This window comes from Bacillus sp. FSL L8-0199, from assembly GCF_038005705.1.
Lineage (GTDB): Bacteria > Bacillota > Bacilli > Bacillales > Bacillaceae_G > Bacillus_A > Bacillus_A cereus.
On record NZ_JBBOTS010000001.1, the window covers coordinates 1524326 to 1541333 of the forward strand.

A 17008-nucleotide genomic window follows, 5' to 3' on the forward strand; every position below is an offset into this window, starting at 1 on the left:
AAGTTTGAGGTAGAAAAAGGAGGTTTTTATACAATGACAGTAGCTACATATGAAGTAGAAAAGCAATTTTTAACATACGTGAAGAAGATACAAAATTACGGAGAAGCATTAAGCTTAATGTTTTGGGACTTGAGAACAGGGGCGCCTAAAAAAGGTGTAGACCAGCGTTCAGAAGTAATTGGCATGCTTTCATCAGAAGTATTTGCCATGTCGACTTCAGATGAGATGGGGAACTATTTAACAGAGCTTGAAGCTTTAATACGTGAAGATAAACTTTCTGAAACGACGAAGAAAATGGTTGAAGAGTGTCGTAAAGAATATGATAGAAATAAGAAAATTCCACAAGCGGAATACGAAGCGTATGTGAAATTAGAAGCGAAAGCAGAGAGTGTGTGGGAAGAAGCTCGTGAAAAATCTGATTTCGAAATGTTCCGCCCGTACTTAGAAAAAATTGTTGAATTTAAAAAGAAATTTATTACATATTGGGGTTACGAAACATATAAATACAATACATTATTAGACATGTATGAGCCAGGTATTACAGTAGAAGTTTTAGATCACGTATTTGGTCAACTTCGTGAGCGCATCGTACCGCTTGTAAAAGAAATCTCTGAGTCTAAAAAAGGATTAAAAACAAGTGCTTTATCGGAAAAATTTTCAAAAGAAAAACAAAAGAACTTTACATTAGAACTATTAAAGCAATTGAATTATGACTTTGAGGCAGGCCGTCTTGATGAAACAGTACATCCATTCGAGATTACTTTAAATAGAGGGGATGTTCGTATTACGACACGCTATGACGAAAAGGATTTCCGCATGGCTGTGTTTGGAACAATTCATGAATGTGGTCATGCTGTATATGAACAAAATATTGCAGAGAAATTTGAAGGTACACCGTTATGTAGTGGAACATCTATGGGTATTCATGAGTCACAATCGTTATTCTTTGAGAACTTTATCGGCCGTAATAAATCATTCTGGAAGAAAAATTATGATTTATTAAAAGAGTATAGCAATGGTCAATTTGATGATATGTCAGTCGATGAATTTTATGATGCAATTAACGAATCGAAGCCGTCATTCATTCGTATAGAAGCAGATGAGCTTACATACCCGCTTCATGTTATGGTGCGTTATGAATTAGAGAAAGAATTATTTGATGGTACATTACAAGTGAAGGACTTACCAGCAGCTTGGAATGATAAGATGGAAGCATATTTAGGAATTCGTCCGGAAAATGATGCGCAAGGTGTATTGCAAGATGTTCACTGGGCTGGTGGCTCATTTGGATACTTCCCATCTTATGCGCTTGGTTACATGTATGCAGCACAATTTAAGCAAAGAATGTTAAAAGACATTCCGAACTTTGATGCATTGTTAGAAGAAGGAAACGTAACACCAATTCGTGAATGGTTAACAGAACATATTCACCAGTATGGTAAAACGAAAAAGCCACTTGAAATTTTAGAAGATGTAACAGGCGAAGGGTTAAATGCAAATTACTTAGCGGATTATTTAGAAGTGAAGTATAAAGGAATTTATGAGTTATAAAAAAGAGCTGCTTACTTGCAGCTTTTTTTATAGGGGGATAGAAGATGGTTTATACATATACAGTAATGACGCAAGAAGAGGCGGAAGAGATTGCATATAACTGGCATTATAAAGGGGAATATTCCTTTTACGATATAGAGGCAGATGAAGAAGATTTAGATGAGTTTTTACATGATGAGAGTAGAGGGAATCATACATTTTCTGTGAAGGAAAATGGCATTCTCATTGGTTTTTTTACTGTTTGTAAAATGAAGGATAGAACGGTTGAGATTGGACTTGGAATGAGGCCTGATATAACTGGAAATGGATTTGGTTTACAGTTCGTGAATGCTGGACTAGCTTTTAGCAAAGAAAAATACGGATGCAAATATATAACACTATCAGTAGCGACATTTAATGAGAGAGCGATAAAAGTGTATAAAAGGGTGGGGTTTGAAGCGGTTGGAACGTTTATACAGAAAACAAATGGTGGTTGTTTTGAGTTCTTGAAAATGAACTATATATGTAAACGTGATTAAAAAACAGAGGATCTTCTGTTTTTTTATTTTGATTTAGAAATATATGATACATATTGTTTACTTGTTGTAATTGAGAGTTTTGAAATTTCGGTAGAGGGTGTGTATGATAGAAGTTTAGTAGCAAATAGTAGGTTTAGCAAGGAAAGGTAGAGGTAGTATGATTACAATTAAAACGAAAAATGAAATAGATTTGATGCATGAATCTGGAAAATTACTTGCTTCATGTCATAAAGAAATTGCGAAAATGATAAAGCCAGGTATAACGACACAAGAGATTGATACGTTTGTTGAAATGTATTTAAAAAAGCATGGTGCCACATCTGAACAGAAAGGTTACAACGGGTATCCATATGCGATATGTGCATCTGTAAACGATGAAATGTGTCATGCGTTTCCAGCCGATGTTCCTTTAACTGAGGGTAATATTGTAACAATTGACACGGTAGTAAACTTAAATGGGGGTCTTTCAGATTCTGCTTGGACGTATAGAGTTGGAAAAGTTTCTGATGAAGCAGAAAAGTTGTTGTTAGTAGCTGAGAATGCTTTGTATAAAGGGATTGATCAGGCGGTAATTGGTAATCATGTAGGAGACATTGGCTATGCAATTGAAAGTTATGTAACAAATGAAGGTTTTTCTGTCGCAAGAGACTTTACGGGACATGGGATTGGTAAAGAGATTCATGAAGAACCAGCAATTTTTCATTTTGGGAAACAAGGACAAGGACCTCAGTTACAAGAAGGAATGGTAATTACAATTGAACCGATTGTAAATATAGGTATGCGATATTCTAAAGTAGATTTAAATGGGTGGACTGTACGAACGATGGACGGGAAATTATCAGCTCAATATGAGCATACAATTGCGATTACAAAAGATGGGCCAATCATTTTAACGAAGTTGTAATTGGGAATGAAAGAGTTTGCAAAACTCGAACAAAAATAGTGGTTTTTAAAAATTTGTACGTGTTTTTTTGATAAATGCTTTTCAAAGCATAAAAAGTACGTTATAATCCTTCTATAAAATAAATAGTTAGCTACACTCATATAATCGCGGGGATATGGCCTGCAAGTTTCTACCGAAGTACCGTAAATACTTTGACTATGAGTGAGGACGAATATAATTGCTTGTTTAGCATTCTTTTTTTGCGAAACTCCAAAAGCGCGTCTCTCACTTGTAACGAGTGGTGGCGGCTTTTGGAGTTTTTTTATTGCATAAGAGGGGGAACAAACATGAAAGTATTACAAGAAAAGATTTTGAACGAAGGAAAGGTTTTATCTGGTGACGTATTAAAGGTAGATGCTTTTTTAAATCATCAAATTGATCCAGTACTTATGCAAGAAATCGGAAAAGAATTTGCTAAACGTTTTAAAGAAGAGAACATTACAAAAATCGTGACGATTGAATCTTCAGGCATTGCACCAGCGGTTATGGCTGCATTAGAGCTTGGTGTAAAAGTAATTTTTGCACGAAAACGTAAATCGTTAACGTTACAAGATAATATGTACGTTGCAAACGTATATTCATTTACAAAACAAGAAACAAATGAAATTTCATTATCTCGAAATCATATCGATGAAAATGATCGTGTATTAATCATCGATGATTTTTTAGCAAACGGTCAGGCTGCTTTAGGTTTAATGAGTTTAGTAGAGCAAGCTGGAGCGAGTATTGCAGGAATTGGAATTGTTATTGAAAAAGCATTTCAAGATGGAGGAAAGAAGCTTCGTGAACAAGGCGTTCGTGTTGAATCACTAGCAGAAATTGCATCACTTGATAACGGCACAGTTACATTTGTACAGCAAGAAACTGCGGAGGTGAAATAAACGATGAAGCAGCATCCATTTAAAATTGCATCGCTTGGTATGCAGCATATGCTTGCAATGTATGCTGGAGCAATTATCGTTCCGCTTATTGTGGGCGGTGGACTTGGTTTGAATCAAAAAGAGTTAACATATTTAGTCTCAATTGATTTATTAATGTGCGGCGTTGCGACAATTTTACAAGCATTATCAAATCGCTTTTTCGGTATTGGGCTTCCAGTTGTGCTTGGTTGTACATTTACAGCGGTTGGACCGATGATTGCAATCGGGAAACAATACGGCGTGTCTTCTATTTATGGAGCAATTATTGCTGCCGGGTTATTCGTTGTTATTTTTGCAAAATTATTTGGAAAGCTTGTAAAACTGTTTCCCCCTGTTGTAACAGGATCTGTCGTTACAGTAATTGGAGTTACACTTGTTCCAGCTGCTATTAATGATATGGCTGGCGGAGTAGGAAGCAAAGATTTCGGAAGTCTTGAAAACTTAGCGTTAGCATTTGGTGTGTTACTATTTATCATCATTATGTATCGTTTCTTCGACGGATTTATTCGTTCAATCTCTATTTTGCTAGGTTTATTGTTCGGTACAATCGTTGCAGCATTTATGGGGAAAGTAAGCTTGCAAGCAGTTGGAGAAGCAGATTGGTTCCATGGTATTCAGCCATTTTACTTCGGTACACCAACATTTGAATTGACGCCAATTATTACGATGATTTTAGTTGCTTGCGTAGGGATTGTAGAAGCAACAGGTGTATACTTTGCATTATCTGATATTTGCAATAAAAAGATTGGTGAAAAAGAATTAACAAAAGGCTATCGAGCAGAAGGATTAGCGATGGTGTTAGGTGGTATTTTCAACGCGTTCCCATATACAACATATTCTCAAAACGTAGGGCTTGTTCAATTAACTGGAGTAAGAAATCGCGTTATTATTTATACTTGTGGTGGTATGTTAATCGTTCTTGGATTCATTCCAAAAATCGCAGCTATTACAACGATCATTCCGAAATCAGTACTGGGCGGTGCGATGTTAGCAATGTTCGGTATGGTAATGGCATATGGTATTAAAATGTTAAGTAGCGTTGATTTTGGTAAACAAGAAAATTTATTAATCGTTGCATGTTCTGTCGGAATCGGACTTGGAGTTACAGTCGTTCCTACTTTATTCTCACAACTTCCTGAAAATATTCGTATTTTAACAGATAACGGAATTGTACTTGGAAGTGCGTCAGCAGTACTTTTAAATATCGTATTTAATATGGTGCCGCAGCGTAAAGTGAAAATAAAAGAAGAGCCGGTGTCTATGCAAAGTGCGGTAAGAGAAGCGTAAAAAAGCAAGGTCTCATTATGAGACCTTGCTTTTCTTTTTAAGTGGCATCATTTTTCCGTACGTACCAAGACGCCAAATGTACTCAAGTGGCCCGTATTGATAATGTGAAAGCCACCAGCGGCTAATAAAGATTTGTAACGTGTAGAAACTAATGCAGAATATTGGTCCAACCCATAATGGAGCAGGATAATAATTTTTAAGGAATAGACCAAATACAAGTAATGTAACAATTGTATGCGAGATGTAATTTGTTAATGCCATTCGTCCAACGTATTGGAATGGACGTAATAACGTTTGCCATTTTTCTTTTTGTAATAAACGCATTAGCGTGAAAATGTAGAATATGAATAACGTTTTTCCGCTAAACATTGTAAAGACCTGCATATAAATTGGTTCATAAAATGGTTTTGATAAGAAGTAACGGACCATGAAGAACCACATTGGTAATGTTAAAAGGAACATAATAATTTGCCATTTTTTAAGTTTTAGATCTAACTCTTTCGTGCGGCGGAAAATATCCTTTTTGCCGGCGTATAAACCAAGCAAAAATAGCCCAACTGTTTCTGGAAGCATAAGTAAATTTAATCCAATTCCATCAGCGTAAAATGCATGGAAACGATTTTGTATTTGTGACAGCCAATCTTCTAATGGCATGATAGGTAAGGAAAAACCTAGCTCTTCCTTTGGTACCAATGCAACTGTAATACCAGCCATTAGCATAATGAATTGAAAAATACTCAATAAAACGATAGCCCATATTAAAATAGTACGAGGTTCTCTCTTATAAAATAAAAATAAGAAAAATCCAGCAATCGCATAAGTATGTAAAATGTCTCCGTCCCATAAAAGAACGTAATGTAAGAAACCGAATAATAATAAAATAAGTAAGCGGCGAACAAATAAAATTTTCGGATGATCTGTTTTTGCTTCAGCACGACTCATAAAAATGTAAAAGCCTAGGCCAAATAAAAACGAAAAGATAGTATAAAACTTTGTTTGAATAAACATATCGTAAAATAGACGGATATAGCTATCTAGCCCTTCATAAACTCCTGAAATATCACGTGAGTCAATCCCAGCGATAACAGGCCAGTTCACAAGAAAAATACCTAGTACAGCTATTCCTCTAATAATATCGATGGAGTGTATCCTCTCGCCTTGTGAAATATTTTGTGTCATTATTTTCCTCCCTGTTAAGTAATTCCCTTTTATTATACAAAATGTAAGATGGAGGGTATAGGGTGGATTTCCATTTTTTTTAACTATTAAGTTATGTAAGATGCGATATAATAAGAGGGCACAACAAGTTTTAACCTTTTTCAAAACAGGCAGTAAAGCTCCTTCTTATAAGGAGCTTTCTTTATGAAAAGTGTTGATAATGATTCTCTTTAATGATAAAATATATTTAAAATTGATAATCATTATCAAAAAGGTTGGTGTGTAAGTATGGTATATGCATTAGTAGCAGGTACAGTCGCTGTATATGCAGTTATTGCGAAGTATGTTTTAAATGGAGTAGGAACAGCAAAATGAGTGATATGACATAAAATCCCTTTCATTTGTAAAAAGAATGAAAGGGATTTTTTATTTTTAATGAGAATATGCTGAAAATTTAGTATGATAGTAAAGTGAAACTGTAATCAATGGGTAGGTGTAACTCTCACTGGTTATGAGCTCGCAAATAGCGGGGGAAAGTATATACATCTTGGATAAAGGGGAACAAGGGGATGACAAACATAGTACAGACAAACGGTATGAAAAAACTTGTTTGTTTTTATGAAGAGTGGCAAAAACACGGCGATGCAGAGAATAGTTTAAAGTTGTTTGAGGTGATTCAAAAATATAAACAAGAACAGCTTATGATAGCGTTCTGTGGTCACTTCTCTGCAGGGAAATCAACGATGATGAATCATCTATATAAAGCGCAGTTGTTACCAACAAGTCCAATTCCGACAAGCGCTAACGTTGTCAAAATTGAAAAAGGAATGGATCGTGTTGTTGTAACGGTTAAATCTGGAGAACAGTACGAGTATGACGGTGCATATTCAGCTGAAGAATTAAAACAAATTTGTAAAGATGGTGATGAGGTAATTGGTGTTCACATTTATCGGAATGATGCGCCAATTCCTGAAGGTGTTATGTTAGTAGATACACCAGGGATTGACTCAACAGATGATGCCCATCAATTAGCGACAGAATCAACGCTACATCTAGCAGACGTAATTTTTTATATGATGGATTATAATCACGTCCAATCGGAAGTGAATTTGCAATTTGTTAAAGAATTGAAACAACGTAATAAAACGGTTTATCTCGTTGTCAATCAAATAGATAAACATAAAGAAAATGAATTGTCGTTTGAGAATTATAAAGATAGTGTAAAGCAATCGTTCTCTAACTGGGATATTGAAGTAGATGGAGTATATTATACGTCATTACGAATGATGAACCATCCACATAATGAAATTGGAAGCTTAGAAACGTTAATTACTTCTATTATGAAAGAAAAAGAGCAGTATGTAAGGACTGGAATGGAGCGAGAAACAGAATATTTAATGGGGGAACATTTCTCGTTTATTGTTTCTGAAAATGAAAAAGCTCTTTTGAAATATGAGGAAGAGTTAGCATCACCACTTTCTATTTCAGAGGTAGTTGAAAAGAAGGAAGAGTTAACGGAAGCGAAAAATCGTGAGGCAAGTAAAGAGTCTCATGTGAGAAATGAATTTATAAAAGGCCTACAAGCTATATTAGATAACGCGTATTTAATGCCATTTGAAATGAGAGAATTGGCAAATGCGTACTTAGAAACGAAATTAACAAAGTTTAAAGTCGGTTTGCTATTTGCGAAAGGAAAGACGGAGCAAGAAAAACAAAGGCGTGTAGAGGCGTTTTATTCTGCCCTTCAAAAGACTGTTGAAACGCAGCTTGATTTTCATGTGAAGGAATTTATTGTAGCCTTCTTAAAAGAAGAAGGATTGTTCACGGAGGAAATTGGGAAAGACATATATGGGTTAGAAATTGCTTTCGGACCAGAAATGTTGGCTGAGGTAATTAAACAAGGCGCAGGTTTCACAGGTGATTACTTACTTCTTTATACAGCGGATGTAGCGAATGAACTAAAGAAGCGTTATTTTATAAAAGCACAGCAAATTTTTGATAAAAGTGCGGTCGTTTTAAAGCAAAAGGTGAGGGAAGCAGTTGCTCGTATTGAAGAAGAGATTGAAACATATACGATGTTGCAAACGGCGAAAGAAACACAATTACAATACAATAACAATTTGGCGACATATGAAGACTATTTACGAAATGTTTGGCACGATCATGTTGCTACGCCTGAAGGTTTGCAAATAGATGAGATATTGCAAAGGGAAAAGCAAATTGTTAGTGAGAAATTTACACTACAAGAGAAGGAAATCGTAAACGATAACGTAGCGATTCATGAAGAAGAGCTGAAAGGAACGGCGGCTTTAAATATTCAGCGGATATTAGAGAAAGTGAAAAAAGCTGAAACGATCTTAGAGCCATTGCCAGCGCTGAAACATGTACAGCAAGAGGTAATAGAGAAAAGAAGACGTGTAGAAACAAAACAATTTACAGTAGCGTTATTCGGGGCATTTAGTGCTGGAAAATCATCATTTGCCAATGCCTTACTCGGTGAGAAAGTACTTCCTGTATCACCAAACCCGACGACGGCAACGATTAATCAAATTTTGCCGGTTACAGAGGAAAAACCACATGGAACAGTAATTGTTCAGTTTAAATCAAAGCAAGCGTTATTAGAAGATATGAAAGCTGTTTATAAGCTGTTTCATTATGAGATTGCTACGTTAGATGAAGCGTTAGCACAAATTGATAAAGTTATGAAATATCCTTCACCAACTGGGAAGCAAAAAACAACATTTAGCTTTTTACGAGCGGTACAAAAAGGGTATGATGCAGTTTCTACTTATTTAGGAGAACAAGTACAACTTACATTAGAAGAGTTCTCTGATTATGTAGCGAATGAAGAGAAATCATGCTTCGTTGAGTATATGGAACTTTATTATGATTGTGCTTTAACAAGGCAGGGAGTAGCGCTTGTAGACACACCTGGAGCGGATTCTATCAATGCTCGCCATACGGATGTTGCATTCCAGTATATTAAAAACGCAGATGCTATTTTATTTGTAACATATTATAACCATGTATTCTCTCGTGCTGACCGTGAATTTTTAATTCAGCTTGGTCGTGTAAAGGATACTTTTTCCCTTGATAAAATGTTCTTCTTAATTAATGCTGCGGATTTAGCAGAGTCTGAAGAAGAACTTGAAATGGTAAAAGATTATATCGCAGATCAGCTACTGCAATACGGTATTAGAAATCCGCGTTTATTTGCAATTTCAAGTTTATGTGCGCTTGAAGAGAAACAAGGAAAGAATGTTGAAAAAGAGAAGTATGGTATTTTACAAAACTCTGGGATTACTAAGTTTGAGGAATCATTTACGTCCTTTATGATGAGAGATTTAATGCTTGTTTCTGTGCATGCTCTATATGGTGCGTTGCAAGGGGCAGATCAGCTTTTAGTAAACATGATAAAGGGTGCAAAGCAGGGGAATGAAGAGAAAGAGAAGCAAACGAAAAAATATGAAGCAGAGCGTGATCAACTACTTCATATCATTTCTTCATATAGTGTACTTGCTGAAGAACAGGCGATGCAAAATGAAGTGAAAGAGTTGCTTTATTACGTGCAACAGCGTCTATTCCTACGCTATAACGATGTGTTTACTGAATTTATTAATCCGGCGTCACTTCGAACCGATGGAAATGTGAAAACACAATTGCAGCAGTGTGTTATGGAATTAGTAGCATTTATTCAGCATGATTTATTGCAAGAAATGCGTGCGACATCATTACGCCTTGAAAAATGGATAGACGAAGCGATGAAGCGTGCAAAAGACGAAATTGTAGTGAACTGTAAAGTAGAAAATGAATCAATTTCTATGAATGGAACAGTGGAGTATGAATATAAAGATATTACACATAAAGAACCCTTCCCTTCAGTTGAAATAAAAGATTTCAAAAAAGCATTGGCACATTTTAAAAATGAGAAAAGCTTTTTTGAAAAGAATGACAAAGCTTTTATGCAAGAAGACGCTAAATCTGTATTAGAACCGCTCGTATCAAACTATGTAGCTGATGAAAAACATTTATTTGTTCATCATTATAAGCAAGAGTGGGATATGAAGTGGAATTTATTCCAAAAAGTGATGCAGCAAGATGTGATGAACTATTATGAAAGTATATTGTTTGCATTGGCTGAAACGATCGATGTATCTCTATATGAACAAAGTAAAGAACAATTGCAAAAGCAGTTAGTAGAGATTGAAAAAGAAATTTATGTTATATAGTCGTTATGAGAAAAAGATTCGTTCAATTTTCTTTTGAAGTACAGTATCTAAAGATTTTACAAATCCAGCAAATTCATCGGTAGAAATCATATGAGTAAGAACGAGTCGTCTGCCATCTGGTGTTTCACCGCATAAGACGAATGAAGAAAATTCATATGTTTTGTTTTCAACTACTAATTTTGGATAGGAATACGTGTCGCTTTTCTTCTTCTTTCCATCAATAGAGATGACGTTGCATTTTTTCTCATTGTTGTCCATGGTGAATCCCTCCTTTCTATTACTTATGGTAGACAAGGAGGGTTTAGAACAATAGAGAAGGGGGAATTTTTTATGTCTGTTGTAATAGAACGTATTCCAAAAGAGGCTATACCGAAGGCTTTATTGTTACTTGCTGATCCAAGTGAACGGCAAATAGCTACATATGTACAAAGAGGATTAACATACGTAGCTAAGCAGGGGGGGAGCGTTATCGGTGTATATGTTCTTTTGGAAACAAGGCCAAAGACGATGGAAATCATGAATATTGCGGTTGTAGAACATTTACAAGGAACAGGGATTGGGAAGAAGCTATTAAGGCATGCTGTAGAAACTGCTAAAGGATATGGTATGTCAAAACTTGAAGTTGGTACAGGCAATTCTAGTGTTTCACAACTTGCTTTATATCAAAAATGTGGATTTCGTATTTTTTCTATTGATTTTGATTACTTTTCGAAGCATTATGAAGAAGAGATTATTGAAAATGGGATTGTATGTCGTGATATGATCCGGCTTGCAATGGAATTGAATAAAAACGTATAACTATTTAGGGGGAAGAGAAGATGGAAGTACATAAAGCAATTACAGCACATTCTCGTAAACAAAATGAAAGCGTAAAAGCATGTTTACAATTAGATGCACAGCGTGAAGCAGCTATTGAAGCTGCCGTATCTCTTGCGTCAAATGGGAAAGAATTTTCGGTTGATGTCATTAATTTTGTAACGAAGCAAATTAATGATCTTGCAAAAAATGGTGTTACCTTGCAGCGTAAATATGTTACAGAAGAAATGGTTATGGAGTATGTAAGTCGTTTGAAAGAGAAAGAAGGTCGTTAAAGATGATAGTTACAGTCGAATGGTTACGTGAGCATATAGAAGATGAGAATGTCCGTATAATCGATTGTCGTTTTGATTTAGCGAATCCTAATTGGGGTAGAGAAAAGTATGAAGAAGGACATATTCCTCATGCGTTATATTTTGATTTGAATTTAGATTTATCAAGTCCTATAGCAGAACATGGTGGCCGCCATCCTTTACCAAATATTGAGGAGTTTGCAGACAAGCTTTCGAAGGCTGGTATTGATGAACATACGACAGTAATTGCGTATGACAGTCAAGCTGGTGCAAATGCTGCTCGTTTATGGTGGTTATGTAACTATGTAGGACATGAGAAAGTATATATATTAGATGGTGGTTTCCCTGCTTGGAAAGAGAATGGACTACCGACAACAGCGGAAATTCCTGTTGCTATACGAAAAACATTCAAAGCTAATATACAAGATCATATGCTTGTAACGATGGAAACGGTCAGAGAGAATATCCGTGCAGGTGCGGATGTTACATTAATTGATTCAAGAGAGCCGAAACGTTATGCTGGTGTAGAGGAACTTGTCGATCATAAAGCAGGACATATTCCAACAGCGGTAAACCATTTTTGGAAGGATGGAATGTTGCAATCAGGACAATTTAAGAATAAAGCTGGGCAACAAGAACGATTCCAAAATCTGTCGAAAGATAAGGAAACCATTGTATATTGTGGTTCTGGTGTTACGGCATGTCCAAATATCGTTGCATTAAAATTGGCTGGATTCCAAAATGTTAAATTGTATGCAGGTAGCTGGAGTGATTGGATTTCTTATCCAGAAAATCAAATTGCAAAAGAAGAAGATTAATCACTTGCATGCAAAAATAATTTGTATTAAAATAAGGTCACAAGCAAGAGATTGCTCGAAAAACTTTGTATTTTACACATTGGAAACAATGTGATAATATAACGACAAGTAAATAATACATCCTGCGGTGTGCGTAACTTATTTATGTCTAAAACCGATGTTAGTTATACGGAAGCTCAATATTTAGCGACCATCATCAAGCCTTCCTTGTGGAGGAAGATGTACGGTAACTGTGAGGGCATCCACCTGCGAGTAGCGGGTTTTTGGACATTTACGAGGAGCGGCACGTGCGGGGGTCTTATTTCAACTAACCTTATATAAAATTCCTACGGTGTACGTAGCTTATGCATGTCTTAAACCAATAAGTTTAATATGGAAGCTCAATATTTAAATGTAGCTAACATGCCATCTTTTTAAGAAGGAAGTTACAAACATTTGTGAGAGCATCCACCTGTGAGAGCAGGTTTATGGACATCTAGAGAGAACGGCATATGTGGGGCTATATAAAAACCTTACGTTTTATACGTAAGGTTTTTTTGTTGCATAGATATATTAATATTATCTTGATTCACCTGTGAAGTTTCCGTAATAAATGTAGCACTTTCTGTCTTCATCAATCTCTCTTGAATCTAAGGAGAATTCCATAGACATGCCGTCTCGCTGAATATATATAATATCTGAATGAAGAGATGGTAAAATTTCTTCGTAGTTCCATACATCTTGACTATCTACTAAGCTTGAACTCGTTTCACTTAGTTCTCTAATTTCAAAACCGATGTGGGAGTATGTAGGGTCTGAAGGGTCATTGGCGAAAACTTCTTTTTGAATATAAATAACTACTGTTCCGTCTGGATCAACCGAAGTTGCAGTAACAACATAAGTATTTTTCTCTTTAATAAAATATTCACAAGTCATGCGTGCGATAATTTCAGAATTAGAAATATTGACGTAGTTCCATAAAGCAGGATACCCTTTCGTTTCATCATTAAGTCGATATTCTAAGCGCATTTTTATACCTCTTCTTCCTTTTTCTTCTACTTTATCATGCCATCCTATATAATAGGAATAGAAATTAAAAAGGGGAGTGCGAAGGTGACAAAAACGAAATGGCTAGTAGGTGGTGTCGTAACGTCTTTAATGACTGGCACTTTATTTGGTTGCGCACAAGATCTTCCCCCAAAACCGAATGATAATAGTTGTTCTGATTGGGATTGGGATGATGAACTTGGGGTATGGCAGTGTGATGATAGTAGTTCAGGTTATCGTGGGCATTATTTCTATGGTGGGCGATACTATCAAAATAAATCCACTTTTAAAAATTCATCGGCGTTTAAATCGTATCAATCGTCTGCTGAATTTAAAGGTGGAATTGGAAGCGGTTCAAAGGGAGGATTTGGGGGATAAAATATGTCGCAATACATAAGGGATCGAAAAGAGTTTTATTTGAAATATCCAAATTTTTGGTCGAATTTATATGAATGTGAGTATAGTTTGTTTCATGTTTTTTCTATAACAAATCAGACTATGAAGCAATTACAATTAGCGACTGAACGAATGGGAAAAATATTTTTTAAGACTGCTAGACTGCTGCGTAATTTAAGTGACGAACAGCTTCTTGAGCTTGGTTTTCCATCCGCGAGTTTATCATTCATTAGAATGAAAGGGCTTTATCCTGAATCTGTAATTTCGCGATTTGATTTTGCTGTAACAGAGGATAACCAAATCAAAATGCTTGAGTTTAATAGTGATACACCAACTTTTATTGTGGAATGCTTTCAAATGAATGGGAAAGTATGTGAAAATCTAGGTTATGATGATCCAAACTCGGATCAAGAACGATTGCTATCTTCTGGTGTTACGAAAGCCGTAATGGAAGCGACAAAGGGATTAGACAATCCAAATGTTGTTTTTACAGCACATCATGAACATATTGAGGATTGGAATACGACTATGTATTTGAGTCAGTTATGCCATGTGGAAAATAAAGTAGTGCCAATGTCAGAACTTAGAATTACAAAAGATGCTCTAATCGATAAAGATGGGGCGAAGATTGACGTTTTATATCGCCAAACATATCCGATAGAAGATTTAATTGAGGATCAAGATCCTGAAACAGGAGATTTGGTAGGTGTGGAATTGTTGCAACTTGTAAAGGCCGGAAAGCTTTTTATAATAAATCCTTTGTCAGCATTTTTACTTCAGCCAAAATCAATTCAGTGTCTTATTTGGGGGTTAGCAGAAGAAGAGGCCTTTTATACAAATGAGGAACAACAGTGGATTAAAGAATATATGTTACCTACATATTTAGAACCAGATTTATTTTTAGGAAAAGGTTCTTTCGTTCAAAAACCTTCATTTGGTAGAGAAGGAGATACAATTACGATTCGTGATAAGGACGAAAATATTATGCTTCAAAATGCACATCAAACATATAAAAAGTCACTGCCAATATTTCAAAAGTATACAGAACTTCCAGTCGTATCCTTGGAAACAGAAAAAGGGATGGAGAAACTGTCGTATGTGTTTGGTTCTTTTTTAATTGCTGGAAAAGCGAGTAGTATCGGTATTCGCGCGGGAGAAAAGATTACAGGAAATGAATCGTACTATTTACCGGTAGGTATAAAAAGGAGGGGGAAAAATGATTAATTTTTTATTATATTTAGCAGTAACACTTGGACTTTTATGTATTGGTCTGTTCTTGATGGAAGTGACAACGAAAGTTAAGGAATTTAAGTTAATGGCTCAAGGGAATAAGGCGGTAAGCTATGTGCTTGGAGGGCGATTACTTGGGTTAGCTATCGTTTTATATTCGACAGCAGCTAATTCAATTTCACTTCTTGATATGATTTCGTGGGGAGCAGTTGGGATTTTGGCTCAAATTATCGTCTTTTATTTAGCTGAGTGGCTTACACCACGCTTTAATATAAACAAAAGTCTTGAAGAAGATAATCAAGCAGTCGGTCTTTTTCTTATGTTTTTATCGCTTTCAATTGGGATTGTAATCGCTGGTTGTATAACTTATTAAAAACTTTACGTTTAAACGTAAAGTTTTTTATTTTATACCGCTATTTGCCGGGCAGCCCGATTGGTGAGGGCTAATAATCAGTGGCGGATGAACAAAACCCCCACTGATTAAAGTTTCACTTTATATACGTTAGTTTGCCATACCATTTGAAAAAATTGTAGGCTACGGTTGACATCTATTTTAAATAAGAGTAACATTTTCAATGTAATGAAAATAAGTCTCTGTTAGGTGAGGCTCCTGTATAGAGAAATGCTACTGCCCAAAAATGTCGAGAGACGCCAATGGGTCAACAGGAATGATCGAATTAAGGTTTTTCTTAACGTAGCTGGTAATGTACCTATGCTATACAGTGCTAAAACTCGGTGAGGGAGAGGTCCGTAGATTTCTAATTATATTAGAAATCGTTTATTTGTGTATGTAATGGCCGCTACTCTCTTAAGGGTAGGGGTCTTTTTTGTTACCAAGCTATGAGTAATTTCATATTATAAACTATAAAATTAAACGAGGAGGTGAGGAGCATGTCAAATTCTGACTCGGTTCCGTTACCCATATACTTCAAATCAAAAATATATGATGTAGGCAGGAAACGATTTGTTCCTCCCTCTATATTTATCACAATGTAGCGTTTATAAAGCGCGAGACACTTTCATAGTAAAGTGGATAAATTGAGAAACAAAGCGTTTCTTCCTATGTTGTAAAGGAGGAGACGATAATATGTTATATGCAAACAAAACTGTGGGTAACACGTCATATAAACTAAGTAAAAAATCAATAAAAGAACAAACAATGCTCCAAAAAAATAAAGATTTATTAATTGAAATTGCAACAAGAGATGTAAAATCTGTATTTGCATATTTTAAAACAACAAGAGACGGACTATCAATGAAAGAGGCACAAAAACGTATTCAAGTATATGGCCGAAATGAACTAACTTCAAAAAGAGCACTTCTTGCAGAAGTAATGATGAAGCTAGGTGGCATGATTCCAGGTTTTTCAAAACAACGTGTGTGTGATGAATTACAACGTGAAACGATTACTGTATCTAGAGTAGAATGTTCTAGTAGTACAGGGTTAAATAGTGAACTGAAAATGATGGAGATACCTGTGCAAGAACTTGTACCTGGAGATATGATTTTTCTTTCGGCTGGAGATGCTGTGCCAGCTGATGTACGTATTATTTATGCAGATGATTTATTAGTGAATGAGTCTGTGTTAACGGGAAACGAAGCGAATATAGAGAAGTTTGAGAGCTGCTATCACCTTGAACGTAAACGATTTATTCCATTAAAACGGATGAAAGATTATAATCCACTTGAGCTTGAAAATGTATGTTTTAAAGGTTCGCATATCGTTAGTGGAAATGCAAAAGCTATCGTTGTTTCTACTGGAAAAAATACGTATTCAGGCATCTTGCATACTTGTTGTAGTAGAACGTCTTAATGTGTTAATG

General features: G+C 35.7%; 16 protein-coding genes, 2 other RNA genes and 2 riboswitches. Of the genes, 15 read left to right on the forward strand and 3 right to left on the reverse strand.

All coding sequences use genetic code 11. The features are described 5' to 3' along the window. Positions 1–33: 33 nt before the first annotated feature. The 5 genes from ypwA to pbuX all read left to right on the forward strand — a co-directional run bounded on the left by ypwA (position 34) and on the right by pbuX (position 5219). Positions 34–1551 (forward strand): carboxypeptidase, encoded by a 1518-nt coding sequence (ypwA, locus tag NST86_RS08020; protein ID WP_000215070.1) that lies wholly within the window; start codon positions 34–36, stop codon positions 1549–1551. A 44-nt stretch (positions 1552–1595) separates the two neighbouring features. Next, a complete protein-coding gene (locus NST86_RS08025) occupies positions 1596–2069 on the forward strand; it encodes a GNAT family N-acetyltransferase (RefSeq protein ID WP_227593140.1) in 474 nt (157 codons plus the stop codon). A gap of 157 nt (positions 2070–2226) precedes the next feature. Then, complete coding sequence (locus NST86_RS08030) at positions 2227–2973, forward strand: type I methionyl aminopeptidase (protein ID WP_000628415.1); 747 nt, start codon at positions 2227–2229, stop codon at positions 2971–2973. 116 nt (positions 2974–3089) lie between these two features. Further along, a riboswitch (purine riboswitch) is annotated at positions 3090–3191 on the forward strand. Positions 3192–3299: 108 nt separating this feature from the next. Then, positions 3300–3893, forward strand: a complete 594-nt coding sequence (locus tag NST86_RS08035) for a xanthine phosphoribosyltransferase (protein ID WP_000866483.1) — start codon at positions 3300–3302, stop codon at positions 3891–3893. A 3-nt stretch (positions 3894–3896) separates the two neighbouring features. Beyond that, positions 3897–5219, forward strand: a complete 1323-nt coding sequence (gene pbuX, locus NST86_RS08040; RefSeq protein WP_000809219.1) for a xanthine permease PbuX — start codon at positions 3897–3899, stop codon at positions 5217–5219. Positions 5220–5234: 15 nt separating this feature from the next. Here pbuX and NST86_RS08045 read toward each other — a convergent pair whose 3' ends face one another. Next, complete coding sequence (locus tag NST86_RS08045) at positions 5235–6398, reverse strand: DUF418 domain-containing protein (RefSeq protein WP_000193088.1); 1164 nt, start codon at positions 6396–6398, stop codon at positions 5235–5237. A gap of 548 nt (positions 6399–6946) precedes the next feature. Between NST86_RS08045 and NST86_RS08050 the strand changes: the two genes are divergently transcribed. Beyond that, positions 6947–10606 carry a dynamin family protein gene (locus NST86_RS08050; RefSeq protein ID WP_227593139.1) on the forward strand — a complete coding sequence of 1220 codons (3660 nt, stop codon included), beginning with the start codon at positions 6947–6949 and terminating at the stop codon, positions 10604–10606. 3 nt (positions 10607–10609) lie between these two features. On the opposite strand, the gene NST86_RS08055 is transcribed toward NST86_RS08050, so the two are convergent. Continuing rightward, complete coding sequence (locus NST86_RS08055; RefSeq protein WP_000369740.1) at positions 10610–10864, reverse strand: DUF3931 domain-containing protein; 255 nt, start codon at positions 10862–10864, stop codon at positions 10610–10612. A 72-nt stretch (positions 10865–10936) separates the two neighbouring features. On the opposite strand from NST86_RS08055, the gene NST86_RS08060 reads away from it, so the two are divergent. The 5 genes from NST86_RS08060 to ssrS (NST86_RS08080) all read left to right on the forward strand — a co-directional run bounded on the left by NST86_RS08060 (position 10937) and on the right by ssrS (NST86_RS08080) (position 13037). After that, positions 10937–11404 carry a GNAT family N-acetyltransferase gene (locus tag NST86_RS08060; RefSeq protein WP_000117687.1) on the forward strand — a complete coding sequence of 156 codons (468 nt, stop codon included), beginning with the start codon at positions 10937–10939 and terminating at the stop codon, positions 11402–11404. A 20-nt stretch (positions 11405–11424) separates the two neighbouring features. Next, positions 11425–11697: a YpbS family protein gene (locus tag NST86_RS08065; RefSeq protein WP_000451810.1), complete on the forward strand. Its 273-nt coding sequence runs from the start codon at positions 11425–11427 to the stop codon at positions 11695–11697. Between the two features lie 2 nt (positions 11698–11699). Continuing rightward, positions 11700–12533 (forward strand): sulfurtransferase, encoded by an 834-nt coding sequence (locus tag NST86_RS08070; protein WP_000637562.1) that lies wholly within the window; start codon positions 11700–11702, stop codon positions 12531–12533. 116 nt (positions 12534–12649) lie between these two features. Further along, a non-coding RNA gene (ssrS, locus tag NST86_RS08075) (6S RNA) lies at positions 12650–12832 on the forward strand. A gap of 21 nt (positions 12833–12853) precedes the next feature. Beyond that, positions 12854–13037: non-coding RNA, 6S RNA (gene ssrS / locus NST86_RS08080), on the forward strand. A 54-nt stretch (positions 13038–13091) separates the two neighbouring features. On the opposite strand, the gene NST86_RS08085 is transcribed toward ssrS (NST86_RS08080), so the two are convergent. After that, the gene (locus tag NST86_RS08085) at positions 13092–13541 is read right to left on the reverse strand and encodes a hypothetical protein (RefSeq protein ID WP_001235533.1); all 450 of its coding nucleotides are present in this window, start codon (positions 13539–13541) and stop codon (positions 13092–13094) included. Positions 13542–13625: 84 nt separating this feature from the next. Between NST86_RS08085 and NST86_RS08090 the strand changes: the two genes are divergently transcribed. The 4 genes from NST86_RS08090 to NST86_RS08105 all read left to right on the forward strand — a co-directional run bounded on the left by NST86_RS08090 (position 13626) and on the right by NST86_RS08105 (position 16998). Next, complete coding sequence (locus NST86_RS08090) at positions 13626–13937, forward strand: hypothetical protein (RefSeq protein WP_000169030.1); 312 nt, start codon at positions 13626–13628, stop codon at positions 13935–13937. Positions 13938–13940: 3 nt separating this feature from the next. Beyond that, positions 13941–15179: a glutathionylspermidine synthase family protein gene (locus NST86_RS08095; protein WP_000084949.1), complete on the forward strand. Its 1239-nt coding sequence runs from the start codon at positions 13941–13943 to the stop codon at positions 15177–15179. After that, a complete protein-coding gene (locus tag NST86_RS08100) occupies positions 15172–15558 on the forward strand; it encodes a DUF350 domain-containing protein (protein ID WP_000606857.1) in 387 nt (128 codons plus the stop codon). Before NST86_RS08095 ends, NST86_RS08100 begins: the two co-directional genes overlap by 8 nt. 213 nt (positions 15559–15771) lie before the next feature. Next, a riboswitch (M-box (ykoK) riboswitch) is annotated at positions 15772–15937 on the forward strand. Positions 15938–16272: 335 nt separating this feature from the next. Continuing rightward, entirely contained in the window at positions 16273–16998 is a 726-nt protein-coding gene (locus tag NST86_RS08105) for a P-type ATPase (RefSeq protein WP_000964949.1), read from the forward strand. Positions 16999–17008 lie beyond the last annotated feature (10 nt).

What these genes read in the sequence shown, in the direction of transcription:
- NST86_RS08025 (WP_227593140.1), top strand. Translation starts at nt 1,596, where the DNA reads ATGGTTTATACATATACAGTAATGACGCAAGAAGAGGCGGAAGAGATT.
- NST86_RS08095 (WP_000084949.1), top strand. Translation starts at nt 13,941, where the DNA reads ATGTCGCAATACATAAGGGATCGAAAAGAGTTTTATTTGAAATATCCA.
- pbuX (WP_000809219.1), top strand. Translation starts at nt 3,897, where the DNA reads ATGAAGCAGCATCCATTTAAAATTGCATCGCTTGGTATGCAGCATATG.
- NST86_RS08105 (WP_000964949.1), top strand. Translation starts at nt 16,273, where the DNA reads ATGTTATATGCAAACAAAACTGTGGGTAACACGTCATATAAACTAAGT.
- NST86_RS08085 (WP_001235533.1), bottom strand. Translation starts at nt 13,541, where the DNA reads ATGCGCTTAGAATATCGACTTAATGATGAAACGAAAGGGTATCCTGCT.
- NST86_RS08045 (WP_000193088.1), bottom strand. Translation starts at nt 6,398, where the DNA reads ATGACACAAAATATTTCACAAGGCGAGAGGATACACTCCATCGATATT.
- NST86_RS08050 (WP_227593139.1), top strand. Translation starts at nt 6,947, where the DNA reads ATGACAAACATAGTACAGACAAACGGTATGAAAAAACTTGTTTGTTTT.
- NST86_RS08070 (WP_000637562.1), top strand. Translation starts at nt 11,700, where the DNA reads ATGATAGTTACAGTCGAATGGTTACGTGAGCATATAGAAGATGAGAAT.
- NST86_RS08030 (WP_000628415.1), top strand. Translation starts at nt 2,227, where the DNA reads ATGATTACAATTAAAACGAAAAATGAAATAGATTTGATGCATGAATCT.
- NST86_RS08060 (WP_000117687.1), top strand. Translation starts at nt 10,937, where the DNA reads ATGTCTGTTGTAATAGAACGTATTCCAAAAGAGGCTATACCGAAGGCT.
- NST86_RS08065 (WP_000451810.1), top strand. Translation starts at nt 11,425, where the DNA reads ATGGAAGTACATAAAGCAATTACAGCACATTCTCGTAAACAAAATGAA.
- NST86_RS08035 (WP_000866483.1), top strand. Translation starts at nt 3,300, where the DNA reads ATGAAAGTATTACAAGAAAAGATTTTGAACGAAGGAAAGGTTTTATCT.
- NST86_RS08055 (WP_000369740.1), bottom strand. Translation starts at nt 10,864, where the DNA reads ATGGACAACAATGAGAAAAAATGCAACGTCATCTCTATTGATGGAAAG.
- NST86_RS08100 (WP_000606857.1), top strand. Translation starts at nt 15,172, where the DNA reads ATGATTAATTTTTTATTATATTTAGCAGTAACACTTGGACTTTTATGT.
- ypwA (WP_000215070.1), top strand. Translation starts at nt 34, where the DNA reads ATGACAGTAGCTACATATGAAGTAGAAAAGCAATTTTTAACATACGTG.